The organism is Oleiagrimonas sp. C23AA, assembly GCF_011759385.1.
Lineage (GTDB): Bacteria > Pseudomonadota > Gammaproteobacteria > Xanthomonadales > Rhodanobacteraceae > Oleiagrimonas.
Window position 1 is genome coordinate 24366 of sequence record NZ_JAARLY010000004.1, and the last position, 19156, is coordinate 43521.

Sequence of the window (19156 nt, forward strand, 5' to 3'; positions counted from 1 at the left end):
ACGGTCGCACGGCGACAGTTTGTGCACACGCACACGCTATGATCTGCCGACCATGATGCCTGCTTTCCGCCGTCTGACACCCCTGCTCGGCCTGCTGACAGCCCTTGTGCTGCTGCAGGGCTGCTCGCTCTCGCGTGCGCAAATCCGCAAGGCCGATCAGGTGATCGCGGTGACCCAGCCCAAAGCCAGCGACTGCCACCACGCCAACCACTGCGCCACACCCTCGCCACTGCTGGCCGAAGCGCGCCAGGCCGATGCCGAGTCCACCCCCAGGCATCCGGTGCACTACGTGACGCTGCTGGAGAGCGGGCGCGCCGCATTGGCCGCACGCGTCAACCTCATTCGCGCCGCCCGCCACAGCATCGACGTGCAGACCTATATCTGGCAGCAGGATGACGTTGGCAACCTGATGCTGGACGAACTGGTGCGTGCGGCCAAGCGCGGCGTAAAGGTGCACATCCTCGCCGACCAGCTGTTCTCATTCCAGAGCACCGAACTGCTGGCACGGTTGGCACGCACGCATGCCAACTTCCAGGTACGCCTGTACAACCCCACCTTCCACGCCGCCGAGACACCGCCGCTGGAGTTTGCCGCTGGCGTGCTGTGCTGCTTCTACAAGTTCAACCAGCGCATGCACAACAAGTTGGTGCTGGTGGACAACACCATCGGTATCACCGGCGGTCGCAACTACCAGGATCGCTATTTCGGCTGGGACCCGCAGTTCGATTACCGCGATCGAGATGTCATGGTCGGCGGCCCGGCAGCCCGCGACATGGCCAAGAGTTTCAACCGCTTCTGGCATCACAAGCGCGCCACGCCGCTGACCCACCTGCGCGACGTCAATCACCTGCTGCGCAAGGAAGGTCGGGATGCACCCGGCTGGCAGACGCCGGACTGGGAAGACCCGGCGCGCGTGGCGCGACTGCGTACTGATGCCGAAAATCCGGCCTGGATCGGCTCGCATCTGCTCAAGCACACGCTGAAGGTGGGCAAAGTGGAGTTCTTCGCCGACCTGCCGGCCAAGACCGATGATCCGGACCGCCGCCAGGCGCTCGCCCTGACCGACCACATCATGCATCTGGTGGCCAGCGCCAAGCACCAGATCGTGCTGCAGACGCCCTATCTGGTACTCAGCGACAAGGCGCGCAAGATCTTCACCCACCTGCACAAACGCGCGCATCCGCCACAGGTGATCGTGTCGACCAACTCGCTGGCCTCGACCGATGCCTTCGCCGTGTATGCCATGTCCTACAAGCATCGCAAGCGTTATCTGAAGGACTACGGTTTCAATATCTTCGAGCTCAAGCCGCATCCCGAGCACAGCGCCGCCGGCTCCGAACAGGATCTGGCGGTGGTTGCCGACAAGGCACTGGAGCAGAGTGTTGGTGGCCACGATACCGAGCAGGCAGGCGCCTCCGGCGAAGGGCAGCTACCGCACAGCTTCGGCTCGGGATCGGGATCGGGCAGCCGTGGGCGCCGCAACCGCCCGGTACCTCTGATCACCAAAGGCGTGCGCACAGGGCTGCACGCCAAGTCGATCGTGGTCGATGGCGAGTTCGCCATGGTCGGCTCGCACAACTTCGACCCGCGCTCGGACCACTACAACACCGAGTCGGGCGTGATCGTGTTTGACCGTCGCTTCGCCCAGCAGGTGCGCCACGAGATACTTGTCGATACCCGGCCCGACAACGCCTGGGTGATCGCCAAGCGCCAGTCCAAGGTGCCGCTGCTGACCGACATCAACAAGGTCATCAGCACGGTTTCCGAGCATCTGCCTCTATTCGATTTCTGGCCATTCCGCTACGCCACCAGCTACGACCTCGATCCCGGCTGTCCACCGCTGATGCGTACCGATCCACAATTCTTCAAGTGCTACCACGCCGTCGGTGATTTCCCGGAAGTGAACTTGCCATTCAAGGCCATCTACACACGCCTGATCACCGCCTTCGGTGTCGGTATGAGCGGCATACTGTAGATCGCTTCAGCGCGCGTCGATCTGAAAGCGCACCGGCACAGCGAAATCGCGTGGTGTCGCCTGCGCCGGATAAGTCCAGCCCAGTACCGCCTGCTGCGCGGCGTGATCGAGCGCCACATCGCCGCTGGAATGAGTCACCCTGGCCCGCTGCACCCGGCCGCTGGTCGCCAAGCGCACATCCAGCACCACCTTGCCGCCACGACCTGCCCGCAGCGCCTCGATGGGGTAACGCGGTGACGGTGCCTGCAGTGGCTGCGGCGGTGCGGCCGGCTCATGGATCATGGCGACCGAGTGGTGCGTTCGCGGCGACCTTGCCACCGTTGGAGGATGAACTGACGGCGCCAATCGCGGTGCATGTGCGTCGACCAGGCCGGCCTCGGTCGGTGCCGGCAACCGCGCAAGCTGACTCAACCAGGCGGTGCCACCCACACACATGGCCAGCAGCAGCAGGCAGATGCCGAGACTGGCCGAACGAGGCTTCACACCGCGCGCGCTCAGGGGCGCTCCAGGATCGCCGTCACGCCCATGCCGCCGGCCGTGCAGATGGAAATCAGACCGCGGCCGGAGCCCTTCTGCTCTAGCGACTTGGCCAGCGACGCAACGATGCGCGCGCCGGTGGCGGCGAACGGATGGCCGGTGGCCAGCGAGGAGCCATGCACGTTCAATTTGGCCGGATCGATGGCACCCAGCGCGCCGTCCTTGCCCAGACGCTGGCGGCAGTATTCGTCCGACTCCCAGGCTCGCAGCGTGCACAGCACCTGCGCGGCGAAGGCCTCGTGGATTTCGTAGAAATCAAAATCCTGCAGCGTGAGACCGGCTTCATCGAGCATGCGCGAAACGGCGATGGTCGGCGCCATCAGCAAGCCCTCGCCATGCACGAAGTCGACCGCGGCCACCTTGCAATGGGTCAGATAAGCCTGCACCGAAAGCCCGCGGCTGGCAGCCCATTCGTCGCTACCCAGCAGCACCGAGGCAGCACCGTCGGAGAGCCCGGTGGAGTTGCCCGCCGTCAGCGTGCCGTGACCGGAACGCTTGTCGAACGCCGGCTTCAGCGCGGCCAGCTTGTCCAGCGAGCTGTCTGGACGCAGGAAACCATCGCGCTTCAAGCCACGGAACGGCACCAGTAGGTCATCGAAAAAGCCGCTGTCATAGGCCGCCGCCAGCTTGTGGTGGCTGGCCAGCGCCAGCTCGTCCTGGTCTTTGCGCGAGATGTGCCATTCGCGTGCCATCAGCTCGCAGTGCTGGCCCATCGACTTGCCGGTGCGCGGCTCGGCCACGCCGGGAAAGGACGGCTTCAGTTCGCTGAAGGAAAAGCCACGCATGGCCGCACGCAGCTTGTCCAGCGGCGACTTGGCGCGATTGACCGCCAGCAGGCGCTTGCGCAGGCGCTCGCCATAGACAATCGGCACGTCACTGGTGGTGTCCGCGCCGCCAGCGATGCCGGCCTCGATCTGCCCGCTGGCGATCTTGTTGGCGATGATGATGGCGTTGTCCAGCGAGGTGCCGCAGGCGCGCGCGGTGGTAAGGCCGGGTGTGGTCGGCGCCAGGCCGGAGGAAAGCACCGCCTCGCGCGCCAGGTTCCAGTCCGAAGCGTGCCGGATCACCGAGCCGAAGGCGACTTCACCCAGCTCCACGCCATGCAGGCCAAAACGCTCGACCAGCGACCCGAGCACCTTCACCGACATGCCGAAGTTGCCCACTTCGGCATAGGCCGTGTTGTTGCGGCAGAACGGAATGCGCACGCCGCCAATGACACCCACGCGCTTGAGCGTTTTTTCCATGGTCCAACAGCCGTGATCGGGTTTGCTTCAAGGCTAACGCGCGCGGCGCCCGTGCGGAAGCCTGCGCGGGATGGCGTTCATGCCGGTGATAGACTGGCCCGCCCTTCCCAGCAGTGATGCGTTGTCCATGGCAAGCTCCGACCTGACCAGCTGCCCCGCCGTCCTGGCCCTGGAACTGGCCGAAGGCAGTGATCCCGGCCGTCCCCTGCTCGAACGCGACGAGGCCGAAACCCTGGCCGGCCTGATGGCCGAGGATTTGCGCCAGCTGTTGCCCGAGGTGGAGCGCAGCCAGCTGGCCGTGGCCGGCGCGCATTTCGATGCGGTGGAATTGCTGCGCCCGGGCTTTCCCACCTGGACAGCACTGGACGAACTGGCCGTGCGCGTGCCGCGCGGCAAGGGCAACGTGATCGCCTTCGGCGCCCATCAGGGCCACATGCCGGCCGAGCCGCTGGCACCGGACATGCGCTATGCCGGCAGCCCCATGCGGCTGGTGCCCTGGACCCTGCTGGCGCCACCGGAGCTGGGCCAGGCGCTGGGCGAGGCCATGGAAGTGGAGCTGGTCGGCCGCGGCGAGGCCGGTACACGTACCGCCGATTACCTGATGCGCACGCTGGGGCTGCGTCTGGAACACGCGCGTTATCTGAGCCGCCATGACCTGATGGCGATGACCTGCGTGCAGTACGAGCACATGAATCTGGCCGCGCTGTGGACGCTGATCGAAGCCGCGCTGCTGACGCCGTACCGCGAGGAACACGTGCTGAGCGCGCGCGGGCTGGCCATGGATTACGTCGGTGGCGTGGTGCAGGCGCAGACGCCGCTGCAGTGGCTGGCCGGCCAGTCAGCGCGCGCCGATCTGAGCCACGACCTGGCCGCGATCATCTTCGAGCTGCGCCAGCACGCGGCGTTGCTGGAGGCCCATCGTCTGCCGCTGGACTTCCCCGCCGGCGACTACGATCCGCAGCGCGCGGTGCTGCATCTGCCGCTGGCCGAGGCCGATCCGGCGCTGGGCATGCCGCAGCTGGTCGCCCATCAAGCACCGGGCCTGGGCACGGTGGTGGTCAGCGTGGTGCAGCGCGCGGGCGGCCGGGCCCATGTGCTGGCCCATGCCATTCCACTGGGCGGCGGCCTCAACGCACTGCTGGCCGATCTGGGCGCACGCTATGACTGCGCCGCCGAAGCCGAACCGCTGGGCTGCATCATGCTCGATGCGCACGGCCAGCTGGGCGCGCCGGTCGACACGCTGCATTAAACGCGCCGGCACAGGGCACGCGCCGCGTCCGACGGCGCCGCGCCTGGCTAGCTGTTGTCGGCGCCGAATTCGGCTTCGTACATGTGGTAGTGGCAACGCGCCATGCCCAGGCCGGCGTAGGTAGCCTGAGCGCGGGTGTTTTCCGTCTCCACATAAAGGCGAAGTCCCACCGCGCCGGCGCGCCGGGCGCGCGTCTGGACCTCGCCGTAGAGCGCACGAAACACGCCGCGGCGACGCGCCTCAGGGGCCACATAAACGCTCTGGATCCACCAGAAGTCGCCATCGCGCCAGTCGCTCCACTCGTAGGTGACCATCAGGCCACCCACCGGCGCGCCATCCAGCTCGGCGATCAGATAGAAGCCGCGCTGCGGCTGGTCGAGGACGCGCTGCACACCGCGCGTCAGCGTCTCGGCGGCCAGCGGCTTGCCCTCGGTCTCCATGGCCATGGCCTGGTTCCAGGCCACCAGGCGGTCGCGGTCCTCGGCGTGCGCGGCGCGCAGGTGAATGGCGGCGGACGAGGTAGATTCAGTCATCGTGTTCGGGTTCCTTCGGCGCGCCGGGTGCGCGGCGTCGCCGCGAGGCACCCAGCTTGCGGGTAAGCGTGTTGCGGCCCACGCCCAGCGCGGCCGCGGCATGTTGGCGATGGCCCTGATGGGCGGCCAGCGCCGCTTCCAGAAGCGTACGGTCGAGCGCGTCACGGGCGCGCGCATGGATGTCGCTCTCGCCCGATGCCAGTGCGTGCTCGGCCCAGCGGCGCAGCGCCAACGACCAGTCGCCGTCGTCATGCTCGGTCACACCGGCCCCATCGTCCAGATCCTGGGGCAGAATTTCCGCGCCCGGGGCGATCACCGCCAGGCGCCGGCACAGGTTTTCCAGCTCACGCACGTTGCCCGGCAACGGACGCTGCGCCAGTGCCGCCAGCGCCGCACGCGAGAAGCGCTTTTCCGGCAGCTTCAGCTCGCGTGAGGCGGCGGCCAGGAAGTGGCGCGCCAGCAAGGCGACATCACCACTGCGCGCGCGCAGCGGCGGCAGCGCGATGCGCACCACATCCAGACGATGCTTGAGATCGGCGCGGAACTCGCCACGCGCCACCTTGGCGTCCAGGTCCTGATGCGTGGCCGCCAGCACGCGCACATCGCCGCGCATCAGCTCGCGACCGCCGACACGGTAGAACTCGCCACCGGCCAGCACGCGCAGCAGCCGCGTCTGCAGCGCCAGCGGCATGTCGCCAATCTCATCCAGGAACAGCGTGCCGCCCTGGGCCTGCTCAAAGCGCCCGATATGGCGGCGGTTGGCGCCGGTGAAGGCGCCGGCCTCGTGCCCGAACAGCTCCGACTCCAGCAGCTCGGAGGGAATGGCCGCGGTATTGAGCGCCACGAACGGGCGCTCGCGACGGGCGCTTTCCTCGTGCAGCGCGCGTGCCACCAGCTCCTTGCCGGTGCCGGTTTCGCCGGTGATCAATACGCTCAAGTCGCTGGCCGCAACGCGACCAATCAGGCGGAACACCTCGCGCATGGCCGCGCTTTCGCCGATCAGCGCATGCGCCGGAGCCGGCATCGGCGGCGGCTCGATGCTGGCCGCCTGGCTGAGTGCACGCTCGACCGCCTGCACCGCCTGGTCCAGATCGAACGGCTTGGCCAGATAATCCAGCGCGCCGGCGCGATAGGCCGCCGCCGTGGCCGCGACATCGGTGTAGGCGCTCATCACGATCACCGCCAGCGGGTGCATCTCGCACGCCCGGCGCAACAGCGCCAGGCCGTCGGTGCCGTCCATGCGGATATCGGTGACCAGCACCGCGGGGCGACGCTCGGCCAACTGGTCGATGACGCTGTCGCCATCGCTGAATTCGCGCACGCTGTAGCCGGCATCGCGCAAGGCGGTGGCCAGCACGAAACGCACGTTGCGGTCGTCGTCGGCAATCCAGATCTCGGCGCTCACACGGGTTCTCCAAGCGGCAGGTACAGCGAGAACACGGTCTCGCCGGGGTGACTGGTGTAACGCAGCTCGCCGCCGTGATCGCGCGCAATTTCCTGCGCCAGCGCCAGACCCAGTCCGGTACCACCGGCGCGACCGGACACCAGCGGTGCGAACAGGCTGCCACGCAGGGCGTCCGGCACACCGGCGCCGTTGTCGGCAATATCGATGCGGATAGCGGCCCGGGCCACGCCATTGCCGACACGCACACCATGGTCGACCCGGCTGCGCAGGACGATCTGCGCGGCACCGGCCTCGGCGGCATTGCGCACCAGGTTCAACAACAGCTGCTGCAGCCGATCGGCATCGCCGGTGAAGCTGGGCAGGCTCGGATCGTAGTCACGCAGCAGCTTCAGTGGTACCTCGCGCGGCTCGCGTGCCACCACCTGGGCGGCACGCTCGACCAGCTCATGCACATTGACCGGCGCCAGATGCGGACGTTCGCCCTGATGCAGCAGACGATTGGCCAGCGTGGTCAGGCGATCGGCTTCGGCAATCACCATCGCCGCCAGATCGCGCAGCTCGTCCTCCTCGACGCGCCGCTGCAACAGCTGCGCCGCACCGCGCAGGCCGGCCAGCGGGTTTTTCATTTCGTGGGCGAAGCCGCGCAGCGTCGCCGACAGCGGCGTCGGCGCATCGCCGGCGGCGGCCAGGGGATGCACTTCCAGCAGCAACTGACCGTCACCCAGCGGCTGCAACGCCAGATCCGCATCCTGTTCGCCGCCTTGAAGCGTGGTCAGCGTAATGCCGCGCAAACGCAACTCGCGCCCCTCGCTGCGCGCCCGCGCCGCATGGGCGGCAAAGCCCGGCTCGCTGATCAGGCCGCTGAGCACCTGCCCGCGCAGGCCGCGCACGCCCACCGCCAGCAGATCGGCCAGCGCGCCATTGAGCCAGACCACGCGCAGCTCGGTGTCGAGCACGGCCAGCCCGGTGGTCAGGCGTTCGGCAAGGTCGGATGAAAGTGGTGCGGCCATTGCACCATTCTGGGGAGCACTGCTGCGGTGCGCAAATGAAAAAAGCCCCTCGACGCATCGAGGGGCTTTCCGTGTCGTCTGAGCGGGCGGGGAGGCTCAGGCGGCAGCAGCGACTCCGTCCTTGGCCTCAGCAGGCGCCGAAGTACGGATAAGGTGGTCAAAAGCGCCCAGCGCGGCCGAAGCGCCCTGGCCCACGGCGATGACAATCTGCTTGTACGGCACCGTGGTGCAGTCGCCGGCGGCGAATACGCCGGGGATGGAGGTCTGGCCCTTGGCGTCCACCTCGATCTCGCCGTGCTTGCTGAGCTTGATGCCCGAATCCTTCAGCCACTCGGTGTTGGGCACCAGGCCGATCTGCACGAACACGCCTTCCAGCTCGATGTGCTTGTGATCGCCCGAGGCACGATCGGTGTAGTCCAGACCGTTGACCTTCTGGCCATCGCCATGGATGCGCGTGGTCTGGGCGTGGGTGATGATGTCCACGTTGGCCAGGCTGCGCAGCTTGCGTTGCAGCACTTCGTCGGCACGCAGCTTGGTGTCGAACTCGATCAACGTGACATGGCCGACCACACCGGCCAGATCGATGGCTGCCTCGACGCCGGAATTGCCGCCGCCGATCACCGCCACATGCTTGCCCTTGAACAGCGGGCCGTCGCAGTGTGGGCAATAGGCCACGCCGTGATTGCGGTACTCGCGCTCACCCGGCACGTTGATCTCGCGCCAGCGCGCACCGGTGGAAAGCACCACGCTCTTGCCGCGCAGAGTGGCGCCATTGGCCAGCGAAATCTCGATGCCATCCTCACCGGTCTTCAGGCCGGTGGCGCGCTGCAGATTCATGATGTCCACGTCGTACTGCTTGACGTGCTGCTCCAGCGCGGCGGCAAACTTGGGGCCGTCGGTCTCCGGCACCGAAATGTAGTTTTCGATGGCCAGCGTATCGAGCACCTGGCCGCCGAAGCGCTCGGCGGCAATGCCAGTGCGGATGCCCTTGCGCGCGGCATAAACCGCCGCCGAGGCACCGGCCGGACCGCCACCGACGATCAGCATGTCGAAGGTGTCGCGCTCGTTGAGCTTGGCCGCATCACGCTCGGCCGCGCCCGAGTCCAGCTTGGCGATGATCTCCTCGACGCTGGAACGGCCCTGGCCGAACGGCTGGCCGTTCAAGTACATGGTCGGCACCGACATGATCTGGCGATCCTCGACCTCGTCCTGGAACAGCGCGCCATCAATCGTCACCGTGCGGATGCGCGGGTTGATGATCGACATCGCATTGAGCGCCTGCACCACGTCCGGGCAGTTCTGGCAGCTCAGGGAGACGTAGGTCTCGAACTCGTAATCGCCATCCAGGCCGCGGATCTGGTCGATCACATCCTGATCAAGCTTGATCGGGTGACCGCCCACCTGCAGCAGTGCCAGCACCAGCGAGGTGAACTCGTGGCCCATCGGAATGGCGGCAAAGTGCACGGCGATGTCGGTACCCGGGCGGGTGATGGCGAACGAAGGCGTACGGCCCTCGCCGTGATGGCCTTCAACCAGGGTGATCTGATCGGACAGTTCGAAAATGTCCTGGAGCAATGCCTGCATCTCGCCGGCCTTCTCGCTGTCATCCAGGGAGGCGACCAGCTGGATCGGATGCGTGATCTTCTCCAGGTAGCTCTTGAGCTGGGTCTTGAGGTTGGCGTCCAACATGACTTTGAAATCCGTCGAGAAACAGGGAATAAGAGACGAGCCGGGAAGTGGCCGGACGCGCGCGGCGTCCGGCCAGGCTCGCTGCGGGACGCGCTTGAGCGCAGCCCCGACTTGGCAAGACGCCAGGCGTCTTAGATCTTGCCGACCAGATCCAGCGACGGGGTCAGCGTGGACTCGCCTTCCTTCCACTTGGCGGGGCACACTTCACCCGGGTGGGCGGCGACGTACTGCGCGGCCTTGACCTTGCGCAGCAGCTCGCTGGCGTCACGACCGATGCCGTTGTCGTGGATTTCGCACAGCTTGATCTGGCCTTCCGGATTGACCAGGAAGGTGCCGCGCAGGGCGATGCCTTCTTCCTCGATCAGCACCTGGAAGTTGTTGGCCAGCTGATGGGTCGGGTCGCCCAGCATGGTGTAGTTGACCTTGCCGATGGCCTCGGAGGTGTCGTGCCAGGCCTTGTGCGCGAAATGGGTGTCGGTCGACACGCTGTAGATTTCCACGCCCAGCTTCTTGAACTGCTCGTAGTGGTCGGCCAGGTCTTCCAGCTCGGTCGGGCACACGAAGGTGAAGTCGGCCGGATAGAACACGAACACGGACCACTTGCCCTTCAGGTCGTCCTGGCTCACTTCGATGAACTTGCCATCCTTGAAGGCGTTGACCTTGAACGGCTTGATTTCGGTATTGATAAGGGACATTGCGGTTCCTTTTGGTTAGTGCCAGAAAGTGCGTTACGGGGCCTACGGTACCGAAGGTCAGAGCATATTGAAAATCGATTGATCCAATCATTTCGATAGCCATCGCCTATGCACGAAGGGCCGCTCACCATAACCACCGATACCGCCCGGCCTACAGGGTGCCCGAAGACATGTGACCAAAATACGTACACCCCTGGGCCGATGACCCGCAGTTCACATGGCGGCGGTAGCGTCTGCACACAAGCGTTACGGCACACTGCCCACATGGTCGATCGATCACGACGCTGCAGGTACCACTCCCTTCGGGGCGTATGCACGAAGGAAAACCCGCCTCGGGCGACGGCGAATGCAGGCAGGCACCCCTGAGGCGGGACGGGCTTTTCGCCATGCCGTGACTGGCACCGCAACGGGCTTTTAGTGGGTTAGCTGGACGGTGTCGTCAAGCAGCGTCTGCCACTGCGACGGCGCCAGTGGGTGCGACAACAGAAAGCCCTGCACCTGCTCGCAGCCTGAGTTGCGCAGCAGTTTCAATTCCTCTTCGCGCTCCACGCCCTCGGCCACCACTTCGATATCCAGCGAATGCGCCAGCACCACCATCGCGTGCAGCAGGCGCCTGGCCTGCGGCTGGCGATCGACACGATCAACAAAACTGCGGTCGATCTTCAGCACCTCGCAGGGAATCTGCTGCAGGTGGCTGATGGAGGAATAGCCGGTACCGAAGTCGTCCAGCGCCAGGCGTACGCCCAGCTCGCGCAGCGGCCCCAGGCTGCGCACGCAGCGGGCCACATCTTCGATCACCGCACGCTCGGTCAGCTCCAGCGTCAGGTGATGGGCATAGCTGGGGTCCAACGAGCGCTCAATGACCCGCTGCACCACACCGCTGGTCAAGCTGGTCGCGCTGATGTTCACGCCCAGCGCGAAGTTGTCCGGCAAGCGCTGACCGTGGGTATTGAGGTAGCGGCAGCATTCGGCGAGCACGTATCGGTCGATGGCTTCGACCAGCGGCCCGCGCTCGGCCAGGTGCAGGAACTGGCCCGGCGGTAACAGGCCCCGTTCTGGATGCTGCCAGCGAAGCAGTGTTTCGGCGCCGGCCAGGCTAAGGTCGGCGGTGTAGTACTGAGGCTGGAAGTACAGCACCAGCTCGTTGTCGTGCAGGGCTCGCTCCAGCTGGCGATACAACTGCATGGCCTTGCGGGTTTCGTCACGCAGCCCTGGTTGAGCAATCACGACCCGTCGCGGCGCATCCAACGGCACGTTGACCGCCGCGTTCATAGCCAGACGCAGCGCGTTCTGCGAGCTGCCGGTGTCATTGGACCTGACGAATACCACGCCCACCGTGGCCATTGAGGTACCCTCCGGTCCAGCCAGGTGGCCGTCGGGGTGACGGTGCCGCAGGGCCGCCTCGATGGTGTCCAGCAATCCCGTCTCGTTGTCGTCCACTCCAGACACCATCCAGGCCAGACTGTCGTCGGCCACCCGCGCCAGCGTGTCGCCACCCAGGGCACATTCGCGCAAATAGTCGGCCATGCGAGCCATGACCACGCCGGCCTGGCCTTCGCCGACACCCAGTGCGCGCGCGGCGTGATCGCGCATCACCAGCACCACCAGTGCGTAGGGCTGACTGGAGCTGGCAAACAGCTCCACCTTGTCCAGCAGCGTGCTGCGGTTGGGCAGACCCGTATCGGTATCAAAGTGCACGGCAAAGGCCGATTCCACCCGGCGCAGGCGCAGTTTCTCCAGCGTCGAGGTCAGGCGCGCATGCAGCAACACACGGTCGACCGGCTTGATCAGGTAGTCCTCGGCGCCCAGGCTGATACTGCGTGCCATCAGGTCCATGGAGTGATGCGCCGAGGTCATGATGACCGGCCGGCGCGCCAGCACCCCACTTTCGCGCATGGCCTGCAGCACGCCCAGGCCGCTAAGGCCGGGCATCATGTAATCCAGAATCACCACATCGACGATGTCGTGATTGACCAGGCGCAGCGTTTCCTCGCCATCGCCGGCTTCGATGATGGTGTCATAGCCCAGACGCCGCAGTTGCTGGCGCAACACATAGCGGCTGTCGGCATCATCGTCGGCAATCAGGATGCGCGCATTTTGGTTCATGCATCCCCTCCCTGGTCATCCAGGTCATCGTCCCCGGAAATATCCAGCAATTGGCGCACCTTTGCCAGCAGTGCTTTGAAATCCAGTGGCTTGGCAACAAATCCATGGGCACCGGCAGCCACCGCCAGCTGGGCCTCGTCGGCCAGTACGTGGGCGGACACCACCAATACCGGCAGGGATTTCCAGCGCGGATCGTCGCGCAGCTGACGCAGTACCTCCCAGCCATCAATACCCGGCAGGTCCAGATCAAGAATCAGGATGTGCGGAAATTCGTAGGTCATGCGCAGCAGGCCGGTTTCGCCATCCGGGGCCACGCTGACCTGAAACCCTTCCCGGCCCAGGCGTCGGGCCAGCATGTAGGCGCTGTTGTCGTCGTCCTCGATGTACAACACCCGCCACATCAGGGGCCCTCTCCGTGACTGTCCGTGTGTGGCCGCTTGCGCATGCGCGCCAGCATGCCACGTACGCGCTCGACGATGGCGGCCACCGGCTCGGCCTGCTTGCGCACCAGGGTCATGGCCTTGGACTGGATGCGATCGAGCAACTGGCCATTGATGTCCGCCGCGGTGATCAGCACCACCTCGGTGTCGGCCAGCTGTGGGTCCTCGCGCATGCGCTCGATCACCTCGATGCCATCCATTCCCGGCATGAACAGGTCCAGCAGCACCAGATCACACGGATCCTGTCGGATTACATCCAGCACTTCACCACCAGAGCCGACGTCGAACACCACGTGACCTTCGCGGCGCAGAATTTCGGCCAGCAGCTGGCGGTAGGTGGCATCGTCGTCGGCAATGGCGATCACCGCCGAATCCCCCTCGGGGATGAACCGGCGTACCAGGGCGCGCAGGCGATTGCGGTCGACCGGTTTGGACAGATGCTCGGCCACACCCAGCGATACCATGCGCTGTTCGCGATCAGTGATGGTGCAGACGATGACAGGCAATTCCGCGAACAGGGGGTCGGCACGCAGCGCACCGAGCACATCCCAGCCATTCATGTCACCCAGCAAGATATCCAGCAGCATCAGGTCAGGGGCTTCGCTGCGCGCCATGGCCAGCGCCTGCGCTCCCGAACTGGCTACCACCACCCGCACATCCTGGCGGCGAATGGCATTGGCCAGCACCTGCACGGCATCCGGATCATCATCGACAATCAGCACGGTGTGCCCGCGTGTGCCACCTTCGCCGTTGTCATGGTCGATCCACGGACTACCGGCCGGACGCCGGTCGGCGAGCGAAGTGCTCGCGCCTCCGCGGCTATCGCCAAGCATCCCCGAGGCCAGGTAGACGGTGAAGGTGGAGCCGCGCCCGACGGCGCTGTCGACACGGATATCGCCGCCCATCAGCAGCACCAGCTGGCGCGTTATCGCCAGACCCAGGCCGGTACCTCCATAACGGCGCGAAATGGACGGGTCGGCCTGGTGGAACGGCTCGAACACGGTCTCCAGCTGCGCCGGATCCATGCCGATACCGGAGTCGGCCACCGTAAACGAAACACGTCGTTCATTCCCGTTGCCGGCACAGGCCACTTGCAGGTGCACAGTGCCGTTGTGGGTGAACTTGCCGGCATTGCTCAGCAGGTTCATCAGTACCTGTCGCAGACGTACTGGATCGGCGTGTACCAGTTCCACCTCAGCCGCGATATCCACGTGGAAACGGTTGCCATTGGCCTCGATCAGCGGCTGCATGGAACCGGCCACCACATCGACCACATCACGCACCAGGCAATTTTCCAGGCGCAATTCCATGCGCCCGGCCTCGACGCGCGAGAGATCGAGCAGGTCGTTGATCAGGTACAACAGATGCCGCCCCGCCTGCACCACGCGTCGCACCGGCTCCACATGCTGATTCTGGTTGTCCTCCTCCAGGTCCTCGATCAGCAGTTCACTCAGGCCGATGATGGAATTGAGTGGCGTGCGCAGCTCGTGGCTCATGTTCGCCAGGAAGGCGCTCTTGGCCTGATTGGCCGATTCGGCCTCGATCTTGGCCAGGCGCAACACTTCCTCGGTATGGATACGCGCGCTGATATCCACCGACACCGCACCCACGCCAATGATGCTGCCGCGCTTGCCGGTCACGGGAAATCGCGTGGTCAGCAGGGTATAACTGCCACCGACGTAAGCGACGTTCTCCTCATACTGGGTCACACGGTTGGTACGCATGACCTCGGCGTCGTGCTCGGCGATCATCGCCAGCGTGGCCTGCGAGGCGACTGGCTTGAGGGTTTCGCCCTCCAGCACACTGGCATCACGCCCGATCATGCGCGCACCGGTCTCGTTGACCCGCAGTATGCGGCCCTCCAGATCCTTCACCTTCATCATCAGCGGCGAGTGCTGGAAGATGTCGTTGAGCAGGCGACTGTTGGCTTCGGTGGTCTCGCGCTCGCGTCCGAGCAGCTCCTGCTGTCGCGCAATCCACGCTGCGATCAGAGCCAGAAGCAAAAAGGTCACCAGATAGAATGGCCAGAAACGCAGCGACGGAAACCAGTCCAAACCGTCGCCCGATCGCAGGGACACCAGCCGCAGCATCGAGGGCGGCGCGCCGGCCACCGAGGCCCCCAGCGATATATTGGCGAAAGTCAGCAGGCCGGCATCGGTCTCCAGTTGGCCTGCCTGTTGTGCACGAACCTCACCCCACACCTGCGGGTAGCGCTGTGGCAGTCCGCCGCGCCGGCCGGAGGTCTGCATGTAAGACCAGTCATCCTCGCGACTGGGGCCGATCAGCCAGTGGCCGTCACGGTCCAGCAACCACATCGATCCGACGGCCAGCCCGGCATCCTGGCGCAACTGCGCGATCAGGCCTCGACCATCCAGGTTGACCACCACCATGCCTTTTTGCATGCCATCGGCATCGAACACGCCCGCGCCAACGCGGATGGTTGGCAGCCATGGCTGCTGCACCCGGCCATGCTCGACATTCAGATCCATGGGCGAGATGTAAAGCTGGCCCGGCGGCAATTGCCGGATCGCCTTCACGTAGTAGCTTGATGCCTTGTCCTGAAGCTGATGGCCTTGAATAAGCTGCGTAGCCGACCCGTGCGAGTCCACACGCACACGTTCATGCCCCTGTTCGTCGAGCAAACGCAATTGAGCGTAGGAGCCACGCAACCGAGCCAGACGCTCGAACAATCGTTGCAGGCTCTGCTCATGCGCCGACGTGGGGTCGTCCAGATAGTCGTGCACCACGGACGACTGGATGAGCATGTGCACATCGCCGCGCACATTGCCCAATACGCCGCCGATGGTGCGCTGGGTCAATTCGATGGCGGCGCGATTGCGTACGCGGTCGCTGTGCTGGTTGGCCTGGTGCTGGATGAAGGCGTAGATCAGCCAAGCCAGCAACGTACTGGCGCAAAGCAGTGCGAGAATGCCCAGAAAGCGGCCAATCCTTGAAGCCACGTTTTTTTCGATCATGCGTCTACCTGCGCCTCCATCAAGAAGCAGCACGCGCAAGACTCGATGGCGGATGCACCGACCGTCACTGGTCGTCCTGCAACCGCTCACCCCCCGCGACCGCAATTCATGCGGCCACCCGCCGGGACCCTGCCCTCCCGGCAGCGACCGGAGCCTTTTTAGGCCATCCGGCTCTCAAGCATAGGCCTGTCTATCGGCCGATTTCCAGTTCCCTGAATAGGTACCGTACCTCATGGTACGGATAGGTATTTTCATCGGACCAGAAAAAGAAAAGGCGCCCCGAGGGGCGCCTTCTTCGCATATGGCCGCATGGACGGCCGCAGGTCGGCGATCAGCCGGAGTAGTACATGGAAAATTCCAGCGGATGCGTAGCCGCGCGGAACTTGGTCACTTCCTGCATCTTCAGCGCGATGTAGCCGTCGATGAAGTCGTCGGTCATGACACCGCCGGCCTTCAGGAACTCACGATCCTTGTCCAGCGCGTCCAGGGCCTGATCCAGGCTGGCGCAGACCTGCGGAATGTTCTTCTCTTCTTCCGGCGGCAGGTCGTAAAGATCCTTGTCGGCGGCGGCGCCCGGGTCGATCTTGTTGATGATGCCATCCAGACCGGCCATCAGCAGCGCGGTGAAGGTCAGGTAGCCGGACTGCTGCGGATCAGGGAAGCGCACCTCGATACGGCGACCCTTGGGGTTGCTTACATAAGGAATGCGGCAGCTGGCCGAACGGTTGCGGGCCGAATAAGCCAGCATCACCGGCGCCTCGAAGCCCGGCACCAGACGCTTGTAGCTGTTGGTGGTGGCGTTGGAGAACGCATTGATGGCGCGTGCATGCTTGAAGATGCCGCCGATGTACCACAGCGCGGTCTGGCTCAGGCCGCCGTACAGGTCACCGGCGAACAGGTTTTCGCCATCCTTGCTCAGCGACTGGTGCACGTGCATGCCCGAGCCGTTGTCGCCCACCACCGGCTTGGGCATGAAGGTGGCGGTCTTGCCGTTCTGGTGGGCAATGTTCTTGACCACGTACTTCATCATCAGAAGTTCATCGGCCTTCTTGAGCAGCGTGTTGAAGCGAGTGCCGATCTCGCACTGGCCGGCGTTGGCCACCTCATGGTGATGCACTTCGACCACCTGGCCCAGCTCCTCAAGCACCTGGCACATATCCGCGCGCAGGTCGGCCAGCGAGTCGACGGGCGCCACCGGGAAGTAGCCGCCCTTGACGCCCGGACGGTGACCGGTGTTGCCTTCCTCGTACTTGTAGCGCGAGCTCCAATGCGCCTCTTCGGACTCGATCTCGTAGAACACACGGCCCATGTCGTTCTGCCAGCGCACCGAATCGAACACGAAGAATTCCGGCTCCGGACCGAAATAGGCGGTGTCGGCAATGCCCGAGGACTTCAGGAAGTCCTGTGCACGCTTGGCAATGGAGCGCGGGTCGCGGCCGTAGGCCTGCAGCGTGCTGGGTTCGAGTACATCACAGGTGAGGATCAGCGTCTTGTGGGCGCTGAAAGGATCGACCAGCGCCGTGTCCGGATCGGGCATCAGGATCATGTCCGACTCGTTGATGCCCTTCCAGCCGGAGATGGAGGAGCCATCGAACATCTTGCCGTCTTCGAAGGTGCCCTCATCGACGCTGTGCGCCGGGAAAGCCACGTGGTGTTGCTTGCCAAGCATGTCGGCAAAGCGGAAGTCGACAAATTCGATTTCCTCATCCTTGATCTGGTTCAGGACATCGGTGGCGGAAATGGACATGGACGAACCTCACATTAAAGATGCCCGGGGTGATGCAACCTGTATGCCAACCCGGGCGTAGAAAAAAACGGGGCGTTGGTGCATGCCATAGCAAAAACATGCACCACATTGGAACAAGCAACCCCACCAATTGTTCCTTTCTGGTGCGCAGGCGATGCTTCGTACGCCGCTCTCCGCATGCGGCGAGCGGGAACTACGCATGCTCAGGTTTCATAGGCGGTCTCGCCATGCACGGTGGTATCCAGACCCTGACGCTCCTTTTCTTCTTCCACGCGCAGCCCCAGCACCGCCTTCACGACCAGATAGCCGACCAGCGAAACCACGCCGCTCCAGACCAGGGTGATGATCACGCCAAGCGCCTGGATCGCCAGCTGGTGACCGATGGAGAATCCGGCGGCGCCAGTGCCACCCAGCGATGGCGCGGTAAACACCCCGGTCAGCAGGGCCCCCACGATACCGCCAATACCGTGCACACCAAAGACATCCAGCGCATCGTCAGCGCCAATCAGTTTCTTCATGCCAGTGACGCCCCACACGCAGGCCAGGCTGGCCGCCGCGCCGATCGCGATCGAACCCATCGGCCCCACGGTGCCGCAGGCCGGGGTGATGGCAACCAGCCCGGCCACCGCGCCGGATGCGCCACCGAGCATCGAGGGCTTGCCCTTGAGCACGCGCTCGATCGCCAGCCAGGCCAGCACGGCGGCGGCGGTCGCCACCATGGTGTTGATGAAGGCGAGCGCGGCCCCGGCATTGGCTTCCAGATTGGAGCCTGCGTTGAAGCCGAACCAACCTACCCACAGCAGCGAAGCGCCTACCATGGTGTGGGTCAGATTGTGCGGGCGCATCGATTCACGGCCAATGCCGATGCGTGGCCCCAGCAGGAAGGCACCGACCAGACCGGCGATACCGGCGTTGATGTGCACCACCGTGCCACCGGCGAAATCCAGCGCGCCACGGGTCAGCATGAAGCCACCGGGACCCCACACCATGTGCGCGATCGGAATGTAGGCGAAGGTAAACCAGATCACCGAGAACAGCAGCACCGCGGAAAATTTCATGCGTTCGGCGAATGAGCCCACGATCAGCGCACCGGTGATGCCTGCAAACGTCGCCTGAAACGCGATGAACACGTATTCGGGTAGCTTCACGCCGGCACTGAAGGTGTCCGCCAGCGAGGACGGCGTCACTCCGCGCAGGAACAGCTCCTTGGCGCTCCCGATGAACGCATTGCCGCTGCCGAAGGCGAACGTGTAACCGTAGATCATCCACAGCACCACAAGCAGCGAAAACACCGTCAGCACCTGCATCAGCACCGACAGTACATTCTTGGCACGCACCAGGCCGCCATAGAACAGCGCCAGGCCTGGCACCGTCATCAGCAGCACCAACAGGGTCGAGGTGAGCATCCAGGCCACGTCACCCTTGTCCACCACCGGGGCTGCCGGCGTGGCCGCATGCACGGCGGGGGCAAACACGGCCAGAGCGGCCAGTGGCGTCAGCAAGCGCGTACCGCGCAGGGAAGAAACGAGCGATGTTCGGTTCATGTCGGAC

Annotated in this window: 14 protein-coding genes; 2 read left to right on the forward strand and 12 right to left on the reverse strand. The window is 64.8% G+C overall.

The window, feature by feature from the left end; translation table 11 throughout:
• Nucleotides 1-52: 52 nt before the first annotated feature.
• Nucleotides 53-1975: a phospholipase D family protein gene (locus HBF24_RS07990; protein ID WP_240922339.1), complete on the forward strand. Its 1923-nt coding sequence runs from the start codon at nt 53-55 to the stop codon at nt 1973-1975.
• 6 nt (nt 1976-1981) lie between these two features.
• Here the strand turns inward: HBF24_RS07990 and HBF24_RS17465 are convergent, their stop codons facing one another.
• Both HBF24_RS17465 and HBF24_RS08000 read right to left on the reverse strand, forming a co-directional pair.
• The gene (locus HBF24_RS17465; RefSeq protein WP_167171536.1) at nt 1982-2458 is read right to left on the reverse strand and encodes an energy transducer TonB; all 477 of its coding nucleotides are present in this window, start codon (nt 2456-2458) and stop codon (nt 1982-1984) included.
• An 11-nt stretch (nt 2459-2469) separates the two neighbouring features.
• The gene (locus tag HBF24_RS08000) at nt 2470-3756 is read right to left on the reverse strand and encodes an acetyl-CoA C-acetyltransferase (RefSeq protein ID WP_167171538.1); all 1287 of its coding nucleotides are present in this window, start codon (nt 3754-3756) and stop codon (nt 2470-2472) included.
• Between the two features lie 127 nt (nt 3757-3883).
• Between HBF24_RS08000 and HBF24_RS08005 the strand changes: the two genes are divergently transcribed.
• The gene (locus HBF24_RS08005; protein WP_167171541.1) at nt 3884-5005 is read left to right on the forward strand and encodes a hypothetical protein; all 1122 of its coding nucleotides are present in this window, start codon (nt 3884-3886) and stop codon (nt 5003-5005) included.
• 47 nt (nt 5006-5052) lie between these two features.
• On the opposite strand, the gene HBF24_RS08010 is transcribed toward HBF24_RS08005, so the two are convergent.
• The 10 genes from HBF24_RS08010 to HBF24_RS08055 form a co-directional block, all read right to left on the reverse strand.
• Complete coding sequence (locus HBF24_RS08010) at nt 5053-5538, reverse strand: GNAT family N-acetyltransferase (RefSeq protein WP_167171544.1); 486 nt, start codon at nt 5536-5538, stop codon at nt 5053-5055.
• Nucleotides 5531-6943, reverse strand: coding sequence for a nitrogen regulation protein NR(I) (ntrC, locus tag HBF24_RS08015; RefSeq protein WP_167171547.1), 1413 nt, complete (start codon nt 6941-6943; stop codon nt 5531-5533). The genes HBF24_RS08010 and ntrC overlap by 8 nt, the downstream gene beginning before the upstream one ends.
• On the reverse strand, nt 6940-7953 hold the full coding sequence (locus tag HBF24_RS08020; protein WP_167171548.1) for an ATP-binding protein: 1014 nt from the start codon (nt 7951-7953) through the stop codon (nt 6940-6942). Before HBF24_RS08020 ends, ntrC begins: the two co-directional genes overlap by 4 nt.
• 96 nt (nt 7954-8049) lie before the next feature.
• Nucleotides 8050-9642 (reverse strand): alkyl hydroperoxide reductase subunit F, encoded by a 1593-nt coding sequence (ahpF, locus tag HBF24_RS08025; protein ID WP_167171551.1) that lies wholly within the window; start codon nt 9640-9642, stop codon nt 8050-8052.
• A 131-nt stretch (nt 9643-9773) separates the two neighbouring features.
• Entirely contained in the window at nt 9774-10337 is a 564-nt protein-coding gene (gene ahpC, locus HBF24_RS08030; RefSeq protein ID WP_167171554.1) for an alkyl hydroperoxide reductase subunit C, read from the reverse strand.
• 414 nt (nt 10338-10751) lie between these two features.
• Nucleotides 10752-12443, reverse strand: coding sequence for a GGDEF domain-containing response regulator (locus HBF24_RS08035; protein WP_167171557.1), 1692 nt, complete (start codon nt 12441-12443; stop codon nt 10752-10754).
• Nucleotides 12440-12844, reverse strand: a complete 405-nt coding sequence (locus HBF24_RS08040) for a response regulator (protein ID WP_167171559.1) — start codon at nt 12842-12844, stop codon at nt 12440-12442. The genes HBF24_RS08035 and HBF24_RS08040 overlap by 4 nt, the downstream gene beginning before the upstream one ends.
• The gene (locus HBF24_RS08045) at nt 12844-15858 is read right to left on the reverse strand and encodes a response regulator (protein ID WP_167171563.1); all 3015 of its coding nucleotides are present in this window, start codon (nt 15856-15858) and stop codon (nt 12844-12846) included. The genes HBF24_RS08040 and HBF24_RS08045 overlap by 1 nt, the downstream gene beginning before the upstream one ends.
• 331 nt (nt 15859-16189) lie before the next feature.
• On the reverse strand, nt 16190-17605 hold the full coding sequence (gene glnA / locus HBF24_RS08050) for a type I glutamate--ammonia ligase (RefSeq protein WP_167171566.1): 1416 nt from the start codon (nt 17603-17605) through the stop codon (nt 16190-16192).
• A 203-nt stretch (nt 17606-17808) separates the two neighbouring features.
• Nucleotides 17809-19149: an ammonium transporter gene (locus HBF24_RS08055; protein WP_167171569.1), complete on the reverse strand. Its 1341-nt coding sequence runs from the start codon at nt 19147-19149 to the stop codon at nt 17809-17811.
• Nucleotides 19150-19156 lie beyond the last annotated feature (7 nt).